At 59.5% G+C, this 14678-nt stretch carries 12 protein-coding genes; 8 read left to right on the top strand and 4 right to left on the bottom strand.

What is annotated here, in order from left to right; all coding sequences use genetic code 11:
- Positions 1–339: 339 nt before the first annotated feature.
- From ENGE1_RS10895 to ENGE1_RS10885, 3 genes are read left to right on the top strand one after another with little or no spacing between them, the layout of a single operon-like run.
- Positions 340–1026 (top strand): fimbrial protein, encoded by a 687-nt coding sequence (locus ENGE1_RS10895; RefSeq protein ID WP_162268892.1) that lies wholly within the window; start codon positions 340–342, stop codon positions 1024–1026.
- Positions 1026–2699: an O-antigen ligase family protein gene (locus ENGE1_RS10890; protein ID WP_053075589.1), complete on the top strand. Its 1674-nt coding sequence runs from the start codon at positions 1026–1028 to the stop codon at positions 2697–2699. Before ENGE1_RS10895 ends, ENGE1_RS10890 begins: the two co-directional genes overlap by 1 nt.
- A gap of 44 nt (positions 2700–2743) precedes the next feature.
- Positions 2744–3568, top strand: a complete 825-nt coding sequence (locus ENGE1_RS10885; RefSeq protein ID WP_043085531.1) for a hypothetical protein — start codon at positions 2744–2746, stop codon at positions 3566–3568.
- Here the strand turns inward: ENGE1_RS10885 and cueR are convergent.
- Positions 3565–3969, bottom strand: coding sequence for a Cu(I)-responsive transcriptional regulator (gene cueR / locus ENGE1_RS10880; RefSeq protein ID WP_043085532.1), 405 nt, complete (start codon positions 3967–3969; stop codon positions 3565–3567). The genes ENGE1_RS10885 and cueR overlap by 4 nt on opposite strands.
- Before the next feature lie 103 nt (positions 3970–4072).
- Here cueR and copA point away from each other — a divergent pair, with 103 nt between their 5' ends.
- From copA to ybaK, 3 genes are all read left to right on the top strand, one after another.
- Positions 4073–6574 carry a copper-exporting P-type ATPase CopA gene (gene copA / locus ENGE1_RS10875; protein ID WP_064360615.1) on the top strand — a complete coding sequence of 834 codons (2502 nt, stop codon included), beginning with the start codon at positions 4073–4075 and terminating at the stop codon, positions 6572–6574.
- Between the two features lie 57 nt (positions 6575–6631).
- Entirely contained in the window at positions 6632–7423 is a 792-nt protein-coding gene (locus tag ENGE1_RS10870; RefSeq protein ID WP_043085536.1) for a TraB/GumN family protein, read from the top strand.
- 197 nt (positions 7424–7620) lie between these two features.
- Entirely contained in the window at positions 7621–8100 is a 480-nt protein-coding gene (gene ybaK / locus ENGE1_RS10865; RefSeq protein WP_043085537.1) for a Cys-tRNA(Pro)/Cys-tRNA(Cys) deacylase YbaK, read from the top strand.
- Between the two features lie 33 nt (positions 8101–8133).
- Here the strand turns inward: ybaK and ushA are convergent, their stop codons facing one another.
- Complete coding sequence (ushA, locus tag ENGE1_RS10860) at positions 8134–9786, bottom strand: bifunctional UDP-sugar hydrolase/5'-nucleotidase UshA (RefSeq protein WP_048273142.1); 1653 nt, start codon at positions 9784–9786, stop codon at positions 8134–8136.
- A gap of 175 nt (positions 9787–9961) precedes the next feature.
- Between ushA and ENGE1_RS10855 the strand changes: the two genes are divergently transcribed.
- Positions 9962–11182, top strand: a complete 1221-nt coding sequence (locus ENGE1_RS10855) for an MFS transporter (RefSeq protein WP_043085542.1) — start codon at positions 9962–9964, stop codon at positions 11180–11182.
- A gap of 231 nt (positions 11183–11413) precedes the next feature.
- Positions 11414–13087: a YbaL family putative K(+) efflux transporter gene (ybaL, locus tag ENGE1_RS10850; protein WP_043085543.1), complete on the top strand. Its 1674-nt coding sequence runs from the start codon at positions 11414–11416 to the stop codon at positions 13085–13087.
- A 26-nt stretch (positions 13088–13113) separates the two neighbouring features.
- Here ybaL and ENGE1_RS10845 read toward each other — a convergent pair whose 3' ends face one another.
- Both ENGE1_RS10845 and ENGE1_RS10840 read right to left on the bottom strand, forming a co-directional pair.
- Positions 13114–14424, bottom strand: a complete 1311-nt coding sequence (locus ENGE1_RS10845; RefSeq protein WP_048253659.1) for a type II toxin-antitoxin system HipA family toxin — start codon at positions 14422–14424, stop codon at positions 13114–13116.
- Positions 14425–14673 carry a helix-turn-helix domain-containing protein gene (locus tag ENGE1_RS10840; protein ID WP_048253660.1) on the bottom strand — a complete coding sequence of 83 codons (249 nt, stop codon included), beginning with the start codon at positions 14671–14673 and terminating at the stop codon, positions 14425–14427. It lies immediately after the preceding gene.
- Positions 14674–14678: the final 5 nt, after the last annotated feature.

Raw genomic sequence — 14678 nt, 5'->3', positions numbered from 1 at the left:
TCACCAGCAGGCTGACAGAATATTTTCAGGGGAATCTGCATGTTTATACCAGTAATCGTACAACAATATCGCCGGCTTATTTATCTGTGCTGCACGCTTTTACTATTGATTATCTGCTCTTTTCCTTTGCGGACGTTCGCGGCTGGCATCAGGGGGGTGCCGACGCCGGCCACCTGTGAACAAGCGATAGGCTGGCGCGTTTATACCCAGACCAGCTGTTGGTGGCAGGGTAATGCGCAGAAAACCGGGATCAATTTTATAAAAAATGCCACAACCTTTACCGCATCCATTGCTGAGATGGAGGTTCAGTTCGATACCTCTTTCGTCCCGCAAAGCGGAATGTGGTTTCTCAGAACCTATATTTGTCCGGCTAACCAGGCGATCCGCTGCACGATAGCAAACAGTTCCGGCCACGTTAATAGCCTCCGCGGCGCTTATCTGAGCAGCGCTGAAAATATTCCGCAGCAGGATCCTGATTTTAATGGCGCCAGCGGCATTATTCCTGCGGGCAGCAGCCTCTGCTACACCTTTTTCGACGCCACGGCCCCGGACGTGGACTGGGCTACGCCCGCCCCCCGCACCTGCAGCGACGGGCAGATACTTCCGGAAACACCGGCCTCCTGCGTCCTGAACAATGGTGACGATATGGATATTGATCTGGGCATTCTTGAGCGCAAATTTTTATCCACCGGGCTGGACGCGAATGACCAGGAAAACGTCATAAAGTCGCTATCCGTATCGTGCACCCGCGATGCCGGATCGTCAGTCAGCATCCAGTTTCGCTACACGCCGGTGACGCTGAACGGCAGCGAGGTCATTAGCACCACCACCGACAATGTGGGGGTAGCCCTCTTCTACGAGGATAAGGCGATGTCGCCGGCAGATACCATTGCAGCAACATTTAAGAACGGCACCACTCAGGTAAAGCTTATCTTTCAGCCCGTTCGTGAAGGCAGCGTTGCGCTGAAAGCCATCAAGACCGGCGGCTTTTCAGCTCATGCGGTCATGGTGATGACGGAGCTATGATGTCGTTCCCCGCCCGTCGACCTCTCTCCCTGACCTTCCGGGGTACCTTCACGCTGCTGGGCGTCTGGCTCTGTATCGGCCTGCTCTTCTATCTCCCCAATAGCGGCGGGCACGGCCTCTCCCTGCCGGTCAACATCATCACCTGGGGAGTCATGGCCGCGTGCGGCATGTGGACCGCCATGACGCTTCCGGGAGTAGCGCAGGGGCGCGCCCCCGACGGCGCATTTCGGCTAATCTGCATCGGCGCGGGGTTATGGTCCCTGCCGCTGCTGTGGACGACCTCCGGCAGCGTCCCATACGCTGGCCTGCCGCGCGTGGCCGGGCTGTGGGGAATGATCGCCTTTTTATGGCTGCTGAGGCGCACCGGGCTCACCCGCGATGGCATCCGGCTGATTTTGCAGATGCTGTGGCTGGCCGCGCTGATGCAGGCGCTGTTCGGCTTTTTACAGGTGCTGGTCTTTAAGCATATGGTCATGGCGGACGGCTCTCCCGGCTTTAGCGGTTCGCGTCCCTGGGGGATTTTTCAGCAGCCCAATCTTCTGGCCTCGTTTGTTGCCACGGGCCTGCTGTGCCTGCTCGCCAGCAACAACCGGGGCAAGTTGGCCTCCGGGGCGCTGTTTTTCTTCCCCTTTATGCTGGTGCTGATCCAGAGCCGGGCCGCCTGGATTGGGGCTATTGCGGGCTGCGGCCTGCTGTTCTGTTCATCAATTCAGGTCAGGCGACGGGCAGCGGTATTGCTGATGCTGGGAGGCGTTGCGCTGGCCCTCGCGTGGCAATGGGGCGCGCATCTGCCCGACGCGTTCTCCGCCATCGATAAGCGCGGCTCCACCCACGAGCGCTGGCTTATTCTTAAAACCACCTGGGCGTTGATCGCCCGTCATCCGTGGGCCGGATGGGGTTACGGCAGCTTTGAGGCGGCGTTTTCCCGCCAGGCGCAGATAAGCGGCGGTCCGTTTGTGGTTACGCTGATCCATCCGCATAACGAACTGCTTTATGCCTGGGCGGAGGGGGGCATCGTGGCCGTCGCCGGTCTGCTGCTGATGGCGGCGGGGATCCTGCGCGGATTATGGCAACCGGGCGGCTGGCGCTGGACCGGCATCGCCCTGCTGCTGCCGCTCATCAGTCATATCAACCTGGAATATCCCCTGTATCAGTCGGCGCCACACTGCCTGATGCTGACGCTGCTGCTTGCCCTTATTATGCCGCCGGTTATGCCTGAGACAGCCGGTACCGGATCGCGGTGGATGCGCCTGGTGATTGCAGCGGCAAGTCTGCCGATCCTGCTGTTTATGGCCAGCGCGCTCGTTACCCAGCAGAGGCTAACGGCCATCGAACGCCGCGGACTCGCCCCGCTGGCGACGGACGCAACCGATAGCGAACTGGGATTAATCAACCCATACGGCCAGCGGCTCAGACTGGATTACGATCGGCACATCGCCCTGTTGATTCGCTATAACACTCTCCGCGATCCGCAGCTGCTTGCCCGGTTTACCCGCTGGGCGGATAGCTACCAGCGGCATCATAACGATCCTAACGTAATGGCCAGCCGGCTGGCCATTATTGGGGCAACTCAACCCGATCTGCTCAACGGTGCCTGTCTTCAGGCCCGGCGGCGCTGGCCGCAGGATCGCCGCTTTCTCTGCAGAAATGCTACTGGATTGAATAAGAAATAAAACTTTTTGATTTCATCTTAATAAGACAAGGACAACGATCGTTCATGAAAATAAAAAATCAGGTGAATATGTCGCCCCTTGCAGGCAATCTGCACGGTTTTGTATTACCCGATCACTTTCCAGGGGAGCGCTTACCCGACTCGACGATCAGCATCGTCAAAGAGTCCGCCACCGGCGAGTGGGTATTAAGCGATCCCGTAAAAAATATCACCCAGACGTGGCAGCACGTTGCGGTCGTTTCCGGCAATTTTTTATTTACCTCCGGCATTCGCTGGCTGCTGGGCGAATATGCGCCGCTGCGGCTCAAGGTATACCGTCACATAGAGGATTTGCAAAAGCAGCTGCTGGAGGAGGCGCGCTTTACGCCAGATGTGGTGATCTGGCTGGATATTAAACCCGGCTACAGTAAGGAACTGACCGCAACCGTTATCAGATTATGCCAGCGATTTCCGGCGCTCCGGCAGTTGGCGGTGTCTGACAGGATCCCGCAGCAGTTCTGGCTATTGCCGCGGGGCGTGAGCATCGCCTCGCCGTGCGCGACGCTGTCTGAGCTGCGTAAGAAACTGCGCGGTATGTTTAGCGGCCGGAATGACACCCACGATCCGCTTTTCCATAGCGAAGGCATAACGTATCGCCAGTGGTACAGCATCCGGCTGCATATCGCGGGCTATTCCATCAAGGAGATCGCCTGTCAGATGCAGATGAGCACTAAGCGGGTGTATAGCCTGCACGCCGAAGTGATGCGGTTACTGAATCTCCGGGGGCCGCTTCATAAAGCGTGGCTCTATCGCAGTATTCAGGAGGCGCTGACCGCCCTCGGTCTGGAGCAGATCGTTACCTGTAGAAGCGGTAAGCCGGCGCTTACTTAACCTTTTTGCCGACAGCAGCCCGAAAGATTATCAATGATCGGACAGTGAGCGCCGTCATCGCCCGGGCAGGATGCCGCCAGGCTGAGCAGCTGCTGGCGCATCGCCTGCAGCTGCTCAATGTGGCTCTCGATCTCCGCCACCTTCTTCAGCGTGCGCGCCTTAACGTCGGCGCTGTGGCGGGCGGGATCGTTGAACAGGTGCACCAGCTCCCGGCACTCTTCCAGATTAAAGCCCACCAGCCGCGCCTGGCGCAGCAGCGTCAGCTCATCAAGATGCTTTTGCGTATAATTGCGGTAACCGTTATCGCTGCGCATCGGCGCCGTTACCAGTCCCTTCTCTTCATAAAAGCGGATAGCCTTGCTGGTCAGGCCGGTTTTTTTTGCCACGTCGCTGATATTCACGCTGCCCCCTTGACCTTCCCCTTGATGGAAGGTTTAACCTTAGTCACTGTAAGAAGAAGCGCCGCGCCGGTCAACGGCGGCGATCACTATTTACGGAGGAACTATGTCTCAAACCATTACCCTTGCGCTGGACGGCCTCTCCTGCGGCCACTGCGTAAAGCGCGTTAAAGAGAGCCTGGAGCAGCGCCCGGACGTTGAACAGGCGGACGTTACCATTACCGAAGCCAAAGTCACCGGCAGCGCCAGCGCCGATCAGCTGATCGCCACGGTCAAAGAGGCCGGCTACGGCGCGGAGGTCGGCCACCCAAAAACTGAGCCGCTGACAGAGACGTCAATCCCGTCGGAAGCACTGACAGCGGTCACTCCTGAGCTTCCGGCAGCGGATGATGCCGACGACAGCAGGCAGCTGCTGATCGGCGGCATGAGCTGCGCCAGCTGCGTGTCCCGGGTTCAAAACGCGCTTGCTGCCGTTCCCGGCGTCAGCCAGGCACGGGTAAACCTGGCGGAGCGCACGGCCCTGGTGATGGGCAGCGCCTCCGCCGCTGATTTAGTGCAGGCGGTGGAGAAAGCCGGCTACAGCGCAGAGGCCATCGACGATGACCAGAAGCGCCGGGAGCGCCAGCAGGAGACCGCCGTTGCCACCATGAAGCGCTTCCGCTGGCAGGCGATTGTCGCCCTGCTGGTGGGCGTGCCGGTAATGGTATGGGGCATGATCGGCGACAACATGATGGTCACCGACGCCAACCGCGCGCTGTGGCTGGCTATCGGCCTCGTCACCCTCGCGGTGATGGTCTTTGCCGGCGGCCACTTCTACACCAGCGCCTGGAAAAGCCTGAAGAACGGCACCGCCACCATGGATACGCTGGTGGCGCTGGGCACCGGCGTGGCCTGGCTCTATTCAATGAGCGTTAACCTCTGGCCGCAGTGGTTCCCGCCGGAGGCGCGCCACCTCTATTACGAAGCCAGCGCGATGATTATCGGCCTGATTAACCTCGGCCATATGCTGGAGGCCCGCGCCCGCCAGCGGTCCTCGAAAGCGCTGGAAAAACTGCTGGATCTGACGCCGCCCACCGCCCGCGTGGTGACGGAGAGCGGCGAGAAGTCGGTGCCGCTGGCCGAGGTGCAGCCCGGCGCTATCCTGCGTCTGACCACCGGCGATCGGGTGCCGGTTGACGGCGAGATCACCGAAGGCGAAGCCTGGCTCGACGAGGCGATGCTTACCGGCGAGCCGGTGCCGCAGCAGAAAGGCAGCGGCGACGGCGTCCACGCCGGGACCGTGGTGCAGGACGGCAGCGTACTGTTCCGCGCCAGCGCCGTCGGCAGCCACACGACGCTGTCGCGCATTATTCGCATGGTGCACCAGGCCCAGAGCAGCAAACCGGAAATCGGCCAGCTGGCGGACCGCATCTCCGCCGTCTTTGTGCCAGTGGTGGTCGCTATCGCCGTTATCAGCGCCGGGATCTGGTTCTTCTTCGGCCCGGCGCCGCAGATTGTCTACACCCTGGTGATCGCCACCACGGTGCTGATTATCGCCTGTCCGTGCGCCCTGGGGCTGGCGACGCCGATGTCGATCATCGCCGGCGTCGGCCGGGCGGCGGAGTACGGCGTGCTGGTGCGCGACGCCGACGCCCTGCAGCGGGCCAGCGAACTCGATACGCTGGTGTTCGATAAAACCGGCACGCTCACGGAGGGCAAGCCGCAGGTGGTGGCAGTTAAAACCTTTGGCGAACTTGACGAAGCGCAGGCCCTGCGGCTGGCCGCCGCGCTTGAACAGGGATCCAGCCATCCGCTGGCCCGGGCGATCGTCGATAAGGCGGGCGAGACTTCCCTGCCGCAGATCGGCGGCTTCCGCACCCTGCGCGGGCTGGGCGTCAGCGGCGAAGCGGAGGGCCACGCGCTGCTGCTGGGCAATACGGCGCTGCTGAACGAGCAGCGCGTCAATACCGGCGCCGCCGCGCAGGAAGTGGAGTCGCAGGCGTCCGCAGGCGCCACGCCGGTGCTGCTGGCGGTTGACGGTCAGGTTTCCGCGCTGTTTGCGATCCGCGATCCGCTGCGCGACGACAGCGTGGCCGCTCTGAAGCGCCTGCGCGGCGAGGGCTACCGCCTGGTGATGCTTACCGGCGACAACCCGACGACGGCTAACGCCATCGCCAAAGAGGCGGGCATTGACGAAGTCATCGCCGGCGTGCTGCCGGACGGCAAGGCCGAGGCAATCCAAAAACTGCAGGCGGAAGGCCGTAAAGTGGCGATGGTCGGCGACGGCATCAACGACGCCCCGGCGCTGGCGCAGGCCGAGGTGGGTATCGCCATGGGCGGCGGCAGCGACGTCGCTATCGAAACGGCGGCCATCACCCTGATGCGCCACAGCCTCACCGGCGTTGCCGACGCGCTGGCCATTTCGCGGGCGACGCTGCGCAACATGAAGCAGAACCTGCTGGGCGCCTTTATCTACAATTCGATCGGCATTCCGGTCGCCGCAGGCATCCTGTGGCCCTTTACCGGCACGCTGCTCAATCCGGTAGTGGCGGGCGCCGCTATGGCGCTGTCGTCAATTACCGTGGTCAGCAACGCCAATCGCCTGCTGCGGTTTAAGCCGAAGGCGTAATCCAGTTGAGCCCCTGGCCCCAACGCGCTAGCATGGCCTTTTGTTTCGGGAGCGCGTATGGGGCTGTTTCAACAACTAAAATCATCACTTCGCTCTCTGCTGTCGGGCCGCTATCCCTGGCCCGGCATGGACGTGACGCTCAAGGGCGGCCAGCAGCTGCATCTGGTGGGCAGCATCCATATGGGGACCCGCGATATGGCCCCCCTGCCCGCCGGGCTGCTTAAAAAGCTGCAGCAGGCCGATGCGCTGATCGTCGAGGCCGACATCAGCGGCAGCGAAACGCCGTTCAATAATCTGCCGAGCTACCCGCCGCTGCGGGAGCGCCTGAGCGAAACCCTGTATCAGCAGCTTGAAGCGCGCGCCGGCGAGCAGGGCCTGTCGCTGGCGCCGTTTGACAACCAGCCGCTGTGGCAGGTGGCGATGGTGCTGCAGGCGACTAACGCGCAAAAGCTGGGCCTGCGCCCGAATTACGGCATTGATTACCAGCTGCTGCACAGCGCCAGAGCGCTATCGAAGCCGGTGATTGAGCTGGAGGGCGCGGACAGTCAGGTGGCGCTGCTGCTCAACCTGCCGGATAACGGCTTCGACTTGCTAAGCGATACGCTGACCCAATGGCACACCAATGCCAGACTGCTGCAGGTGATGATCGGCTGGTGGATAACGCAGCCGTCGGGCGAAACGCCGACGCTGCCCAATACCTTCAGCCAGTCGCTGTACGATGTGCTGATGCAGCAGCGCAATCTGGCCTGGCGCGACAGGCTGCTGGCGCTGCCGCCGGGGCGCTACGTTGTAGCGGTGGGGGCTCTGCATCTGTATGGCGAAGGTAACCTGCCGTCGATGCTGAAATAAAAAAATGGCCAATATCGCTATTGGCCCGTCAAAGAGGAATTTCATCGTTATTATTATTCCCGGCTTATGTCGGGATCCCTCGATTGTCGCTCAAAGTTGGCCTCTTCGCCAACAGAAATGCGCAAGATAGTACTATTTTTTCCGCGCCATCCGGGCGTATGCTTAGTCCACTTTGTCCAGATGTAATAAGGTTTGCCATGACGCCCGCCGTTAAGCTACTCGAAAAAAACAAGGTTCCTTTTCAGATCCACACCTACGATCACGACCCGAACGAAACCAACTTTGGCGATGAAGTGGTGCGCAAGCTGGGGCTCAATGCCGACCAGGTCTACAAGACGCTGCTGGTAGCGGTCAATGGCGATATGAAACACCTTGCGGTGGCGGTTACGCCGGTGGCGACGCAGCTGGATCTCAAAAAGGTGGCAAAGGCGCTGGGCGCCAAGAAAGTGGATATGGCCGACCCGCTGGTGGCCCAGCGCACCACCGGCTATCTGGTGGGCGGCATCAGCCCGCTGGGGCAGAAAAAGCGCCTGCCGACCATCGTCGACGCCCCGGCGCAGACGTTCAGCACCATTTACGTCTCCGGCGGCAGGCGCGGGCTGGATATTGAGCTGGCGGCGGCGGATCTGGCGAAGCTGCTTGACGCCCGCTTCGCCGATATCGCCCGTCGGGACTGATTCACCGCCTCTGACGAGCAGAGGCGCTGCGTCCTACTGCCAGCTGACCTCGCCTTTCGGTTCATAAGCACTCACGTCCAGCGGCGAGTTCTGCTGGATATACTGCTTGAGCACTTCGGCGTCGATAAAGCCGGTATTCACGTAGCCGGGCCGGTTGTCGATGTGCGGATAGCCGTCGCCGCCGGTGGCGTTGAAGTTAAGCGTCGCCAGGCGGTAGGTTTTGTTCATATCGACCGGTTCACCCTTGATTTTCAGGTCGCTGAGCTTGCCGTCCTTCGCCACGAAGCTGACGTTGGCGAACTGCGGATAGGCCCCGGAATCGGGCTTCATCTTCGCCACGGCGGTCAGGTACTCCACCGCCTCTTTCCCGCTCATGTCGGCATAGACCACCACGTTGCCAAACGGCTGCACCTTCAGCACGTCTTTGTAGGTGATAGTCCCGGCCTCAATCGAGTCGCGAATGCCGCCGCCGCTCATCACGCCGAAGTCCGCGCCGGTGCGCGCCATCTGGGCGCTGAGCAGCAGATGGCCCATGTTGGTCTGTACAAAGCGCACTTTACTGCGATCCCCTTCCAGATGGCCGTTCACCTCGCCAATCTTCACGCCAAGCTGGGCGCGCCCCTTATTCTGGAACGGCGTCAGCAGGGAGAGCATCTGCGGATTTTCAGGGATTTGCGGGGCGTAGAGTATGCGCTCACTTTTGCCGTTGTCCCAGGTCACTTTTTTCTTCAGGTTGACCGGGATCAGCTTATAGTGCACCAGCTTCATCTCGCCGTTGCGAAACTCAAAGTCGGCGCGTCCCACGTACTTGCCCCACTCGTGGGCCTGCACGATCCAGATACCGTTCTGCCGGTCCGGCGCGCAGGGCGTGCCGGGCACGTAGTCGACCTGCTTCTTGTTTTCCGAGGCCATGCAAACCGGGTCCTGCGAGTGACCGCCCACAATCATCGCCAGCGAACCGGCGGGCAGGCTGCGGGCCATTTCCACATCGCCTGGCGCGTTGGAGCCGTGGTTACCGTTATCGTAGTGCCCCATGTGGGTCGCCGCGAGAATGACGTCCGGCTTTTCGTTCTGCTGCAGTTCCTGAATCACCAGCTTCGCCTCGTCCGCCGGCTTGCGAAATTCGATATCGGTGAAGTTTTCCGGATTGCCGATTTTCGCCGTGTCGTCGGTGGTTAAGCCGATCACCGCAATCTTCAGGCCGCCGCGATTAAACAGCGCCCAGGGCTTAAACAGGCGCTCGCCGGTACTCTTCTGATAGATATTGGCGGAGAGAAACGGGAATTTTGCCCACTTCTCCTGCTGGCGCAGAACGCTGAGCGGATTGTCGAATTCGTGGTTGCCGACGGCCATCGCATCGTAGCCCACCAGGTTCATGCCGCGAAAATCCGGCTCGGCATCCTGCAGATCTGACTCCGGCACGCCGGTATTGATATCGCCGCCGGAAAGCAGCAGCACGCTGCCGCCGTCGGCCGCCACCTCGCGGCGAATGCCGTCCACCAGCGTTTTCTGCGCCGCCAGGCCGTACTCGCCGTACTCGCTGCGCCAGAAATGGCCGTGGTGATCGTTCGTGTGCAGGATGGTAATTTTATAGGTTTTATCCCGCTCATAAGCCTGCGCCTGCAGGCTGGTGAGTGACACTGCCGCCAGCATGGTCAGCGCCATGCCGCGTTTAATAAACTTCATTTTTCTCTCCCTGACATCATCAACAGCGCTGAAATTACAATAAGTAACAAGCATAGACAAAAATGTTTTCAGATTTGAGACTTTCTTCCGACGTGTTAGACGGTTATCTTAGGCAGATAATTATTAGACTCCCCAATTACTCCAACATCGCAACCAGACTTTTTGAGTGAACCCTATGGCAATCAGTGAAACCAGCCCGGCCGCGCCGGGAAACGCCGCGCCCCAGCGCAAGGCCGGAACCTCTTTCCGCATCCTCGGCGCCATCAGCCTTTCTCACCTGCTTAATGACATGATCCAGTCGCTGATTCTGGCGATCTATCCTCTGCTGCAGTCCGAGTTTTCGCTGACCTTTGTGCAGATCGGTATGATAACCCTCACCTTCCAGCTGACCTCTTCTCTGCTACAGCCGGTAGTCGGCTACTGGACCGATAAGTATCCGATGCCGTGGTCGCTGCCGATTGGCATGTGCTTTACCCTCAGCGGGCTGGTGCTGCTGGCGCTGGCGGGCAGTTTCGGCACCGTGGTGCTGGCCGCGGCGCTGGTCGGCACGGGTTCATCGGTGTTTCACCCGGAGTCATCGCGGGTGGCGCGCATGGCCTCGGGCGGCCGCCACGGCCTCGCCCAGTCGCTGTTCCAGGTCGGCGGCAACTTCGGCAGCTCTATGGGCCCGCTGCTGGCGGCGCTGATCATAGCGCCCTATGGCCGGGGCAACGTCGGCTGGTTTGTTCTCGCGGCGCTGCTGGCTATCGTGGTACTGGCTCAGGTCAGCCGCTGGTACGCCGCTCAGCACAGAATGAATAAAGGGAAGCCTAAAGCCGCCGTCGTCAGCCCGCTGCCGCGTAATAAGGTGGTACTGGCGGTCTGCGTGCTGCTGGTGCTGATTTTCTCGAAATATTTCTATATGGCGAGTATCAGCAGCTACTACACCTTTTATCTGATGCATAAATTTGGGTTATCGGTGCAAAATGCGCAGATCCACCTGTTTACCTTCCTGTTTGCCGTCGCGGCCGGTACGGTGATTGGCGGGCCCGTCGGCGATAAAATCGGCCGTAAATATGTCATTTGGGGCTCCATCCTCGGCGTTGCGCCCTTTACGCTTATTTTGCCTTATGCAACGCTCGAATGGACGGGCATTCTGACGGTGATCATTGGTTTTATCCTTGCTTCCGCCTTTTCGGCCATTCTGGTCTACGCTCAGGAGCTTTTACCGGGAAGGATCGGCATGGTTTCCGGGCTTTTCTTCGGCTTCGCTTTCGGTATGGGCGGCCTGGGAGCCGCGGTGCTTGGCGTCGTTGCCGACCATACCAGCATCGAGTATGTGTATAAAATCTGCGCCTTCCTGCCGCTGCTGGGCATGTTGACGATATTTCTGCCTGATAATCGCCATAAAGCCTAATCTGACGGCTGCCAGAGTCGCAACCTGGCAGCCGTAACCTCCTTGTTTTACCTCACAATCCCTCTCTTTAACTGCCATTATCTCCATAACGCCCCGATTCAGGTTCAAATCTCATTTTTATTCACCCTTCAACACATTTTAATAAACAAAGTCGATAAAATTGTCATAAACTATTACCAGGATTTTTGACTTCCGACAGCAACGGATCGCTGCCACGGCAAAGGAGACGCAATGCACCACGCCACACCGCTCATCACCACCATCGTCGGCGGGCTCGTCCTCGCTTTTATTCTCGGCATGATCGCCAATAAACTTCGTATTTCTCCGCTGGTGGGTTATTTGTTAGCGGGCGTGCTCTCCGGTCCCTTTACGCCGGGCTTTGTTGCCGATACGCAGCTGGCCCCCGAGCTGGCGGAACTGGGCGTTATTTTGCTGATGTTCGGCGTTGGCCTGCACTTCTCGCTCAAGGATCTGATGGCGGTAAAGAAAATCGCCATTCCCGGCGCGATTGCGCAGATAGCCGTGGCCACCCTGCTGGGCATGGGACTGTCTGCCATGCTCGGCTGGTCGCTGATGACCGGCATCGTCTTTGGCCTGTGCCTGTCAACGGCAAGCACCGTGGTGCTGCTGCGCGCGCTGGAAGAGCGGCAGCTGATTGATACCCAGCGCGGGCAAATCGCCATCGGCTGGCTGATTGTCGAAGACCTGGTGATGGTGCTGACGCTGGTGCTGCTGCCCGCGGTGGCAGGGATGCTGGATAAGGGCGACGTCGGGCTGGCCAGCCTGAGCCTCGATATGGGGCTGACCATCGGCAAAGTTATCGCCTTTATCGCCATTATGATGGTCGTCGGACGCCGCCTGGTGCCGTGGATCCTTGCCCGCAGCGCGGCCACCGGTTCACGAGAACTGTTTACGCTGTCGGTACTGGCCCTGGCGCTGGGCATCGCCTTCGGCGCCGTCGAACTGTTCGACGTCTCCTTTGCGCTGGGCGCCTTCTTTGCGGGCATGGTGCTGAATGAATCCGAGCTGAGCCACAGGGCTGCCAGCGACACCCTGCCGCTGCGCGACGCGTTCGCCGTGCTGTTCTTTGTCTCCGTCGGTATGCTGTTTGATCCGATGATTCTGATTGAGCAGCCGTTTGCGGTGCTCGGCGTGCTGGCTATTATCCTTTTCGGCAAGTCGGCGGCGGCGTTTATGCTGGTGCGCCTGTTCGGCCACTCCCAGCGCACGGCGCTGACCATCGCCGCAAGCCTGGCGCAGATCGGCGAATTTGCCTTTATTCTGGCGGGCCTCGGCATGGCGCTGGATCTGCTGCCGCAGGCCGGACAGAATCTGGTGCTGGCGGGCGCTATCCTCTCCATTATGCTCAATCCGGTGCTGTTTGCGCTGCTGGAGAAGTACCTCGAAAAAACGGAAACCCTCGACGAGCAGACGCTGGAAGAGGCCATCGAGGAGGAGAAGCAGATCCCGGTGGATATCTGCGACCATATCCTGCTGGTCGGCTACGGCCGGGTCGGCAGCCTGCTCGGCGAGAAGCTTATCGCGCAGAATATTCCGCTGGTGGTCATTGAAACATCGCGCACCCGCGTCGATGAACTGCGCAACCGCGGCGTTCGCGCCGTGCTGGGCAACGCCGCCAGCGAAGAGGTGATGAACCTGGCGCACCTCGACTGCGCCCGCTTCCTGCTGCTGACCATCCCCAACGGCTATGAGGCCGGCGAGATTGTCGCCGCCGCCCGCGAGAAGAATCCGCATATCGAGATTATTGCCCGCGCCCACTACGATGATGAGGTGGACTACATCACCGAGCGCGGCGCCAATGAGGTGGTAATGGGCGAGCGCGAGATTGCTAATACCATGCTGGCGCTGCTGACCACGCCGGCGTCAGAGCCGGCGGGAGTTTAAAGGATAAAGGGCCGGAGTGGCCCTTTTTACACCATCAGGCGTTTGGCGGCTTTACTGACGCCGAGAAAGATTGCTTCACTGATGTGCTGCGGAAAATCCTTGGGAAGCAAACGCGCGGCCTCGGCTAAAACTCGCGGCGTTTGTTCACCAAATTCCCGCAGCAGCTCCACCATGCGCTCTTCACTGAAGCCGCATTTTTTAGCTGTAGCGATAAAGTGGCGAGGAAAAATAGTGCTCCATTCATACTTCTTTCCGCGTCCGGTGGCCGTGAGCGCCATCGCCATCTTAATATCCTGCTTTGCCAGACCGCGGCCGCCAATTAATGGGTAGCAGGACATGATGTCGTAAAGAGGCGTCAGCCGATAGCCGCCTCCCGGAAGAATAGCCACAGAGTAGTTCTTCGCATGACCGTCGCTTGCCGCCAGTAGCCAAAAAAGAATGTGGCTGCGCATAAACGTTTCCCGATCCTGCTCCGCAGCATCAGAGCCCAGTAAAAATCGCATTATCGCCTCAATTCCCGGCCCGCCGTCGCTCTCATATTTTTTTGACGAAGAGACACCAAGCGCCTGACACATATCCTCCTGCGGCAGACGGGCAATCCAGCGTTCACCGTCTACAAAACGGCGATCAAAACGGCGCACGGCTAACGCTTTGGTATTTTGGGTTAACACGATTTCGCAATCTGGGACCTCGAAGCCATATAGCCGGGCGAGCAGCATACTTAGCCACTCATTCTCAACGCTATCGCGCAGGTCAAGCGTAAAACTGTGCCCCTGAATTTCACCAACAGGCAGTTTAAAAATATGGGTCGTTGGCGTAATTCCCTTCGGAACCTGCCAGTCGCCCTGATAGTGAAGGAGTGCCGTTTTCTCCTGGGCCCCTGCGATGGAGATTCGAAAATCCGGTATTTCCTGCTGACGAAAGCGAGTGGTGCTCAGATACCCTGTTAGGATCGCGTCCAGCTGAGCCTCATTCAGACGTTCACTGTAAATATGCTGTATATCCTGGATAGCCTCATCAGGAGGCTGAAGGATCACCGCGCCGACGCAGTCGCGTCCGATCTCATACAAAAGATCGAACGGACGCAGAGAGTCAGCGTGATAGCGGGCGGCAATACGCTCGCGGATTTCGCGACTGTCGGGAAGCAGATTGTCAAAAAAATTAAAGACGACCTCCCCGTCATAGGACCGCTCGCGTAAAGGTAAGGACAGCGATACGGGGCGAGCCTGCGGCGTATTCAGCCAGCTTTGGTGATAGGTAAACAGATTTGCCCCGCCAGGCTCCATGCCCAGCGTGCCGACTAAATAGCCATTCATGTACACCGACAGGCTTTTCATTTACCACTCCTCTTTCCAGCCCTGCTCCGCCTTTTTCGCCTCTCTGGGTTCAAGGTGCAGCTCCATATTTAGCGAGGAGAGGATTTTAAACAGGGTATCAATCTGGCTCTTATCGGGACTGTTCTCAAATTTAGACACCGTGTCCTGACGCAGGCCAACCCGTTCGGCGACGGTGCTCTGCGCCTGCTTCTGCTGCTTTCTGCGGTCCTTGAGGTAGATGGCCAGCTGCGCTGGTGAGGTAATTTTCATGACTG

The organism is Pluralibacter gergoviae ATCC 33028 = NBRC 105706 (genome assembly GCF_001598855.1).
Lineage (GTDB): Bacteria > Pseudomonadota > Gammaproteobacteria > Enterobacterales > Enterobacteriaceae > Pluralibacter > Pluralibacter gergoviae.
Note: the sequence above shows the minus strand (reverse complement) of the source record. Positions and strands in the feature narration are given on the sequence as shown.

Coding starts and splice junctions, on each gene's coding strand:
- ENGE1_RS10895 (WP_162268892.1), top strand. CDS start 340: ATGTGGTTTCTCAGAACCTATATTTGTCCGGCTAACCAGGCGATCCGC.
- ENGE1_RS10890 (WP_053075589.1), top strand. CDS start 1,026: ATGTCGTTCCCCGCCCGTCGACCTCTCTCCCTGACCTTCCGGGGTACC.
- ENGE1_RS10885 (WP_043085531.1), top strand. CDS start 2,744: ATGAAAATAAAAAATCAGGTGAATATGTCGCCCCTTGCAGGCAATCTG.
- copA (WP_064360615.1), top strand. CDS start 4,073: ATGTCTCAAACCATTACCCTTGCGCTGGACGGCCTCTCCTGCGGCCAC.
- ENGE1_RS10870 (WP_043085536.1), top strand. CDS start 6,632: ATGGGGCTGTTTCAACAACTAAAATCATCACTTCGCTCTCTGCTGTCG.
- ybaK (WP_043085537.1), top strand. CDS start 7,621: ATGACGCCCGCCGTTAAGCTACTCGAAAAAAACAAGGTTCCTTTTCAG.
- ushA (WP_048273142.1), bottom strand. CDS start 9,786: ATGAAGTTTATTAAACGCGGCATGGCGCTGACCATGCTGGCGGCAGTG.
- ENGE1_RS10855 (WP_043085542.1), top strand. CDS start 9,962: ATGGCAATCAGTGAAACCAGCCCGGCCGCGCCGGGAAACGCCGCGCCC.
- ybaL (WP_043085543.1), top strand. CDS start 11,414: ATGCACCACGCCACACCGCTCATCACCACCATCGTCGGCGGGCTCGTC.
- ENGE1_RS10845 (WP_048253659.1), bottom strand. CDS start 14,424: ATGAAAAGCCTGTCGGTGTACATGAATGGCTATTTAGTCGGCACGCTG.
- ENGE1_RS10840 (WP_048253660.1), bottom strand. CDS start 14,673: ATGAAAATTACCTCACCAGCGCAGCTGGCCATCTACCTCAAGGACCGC.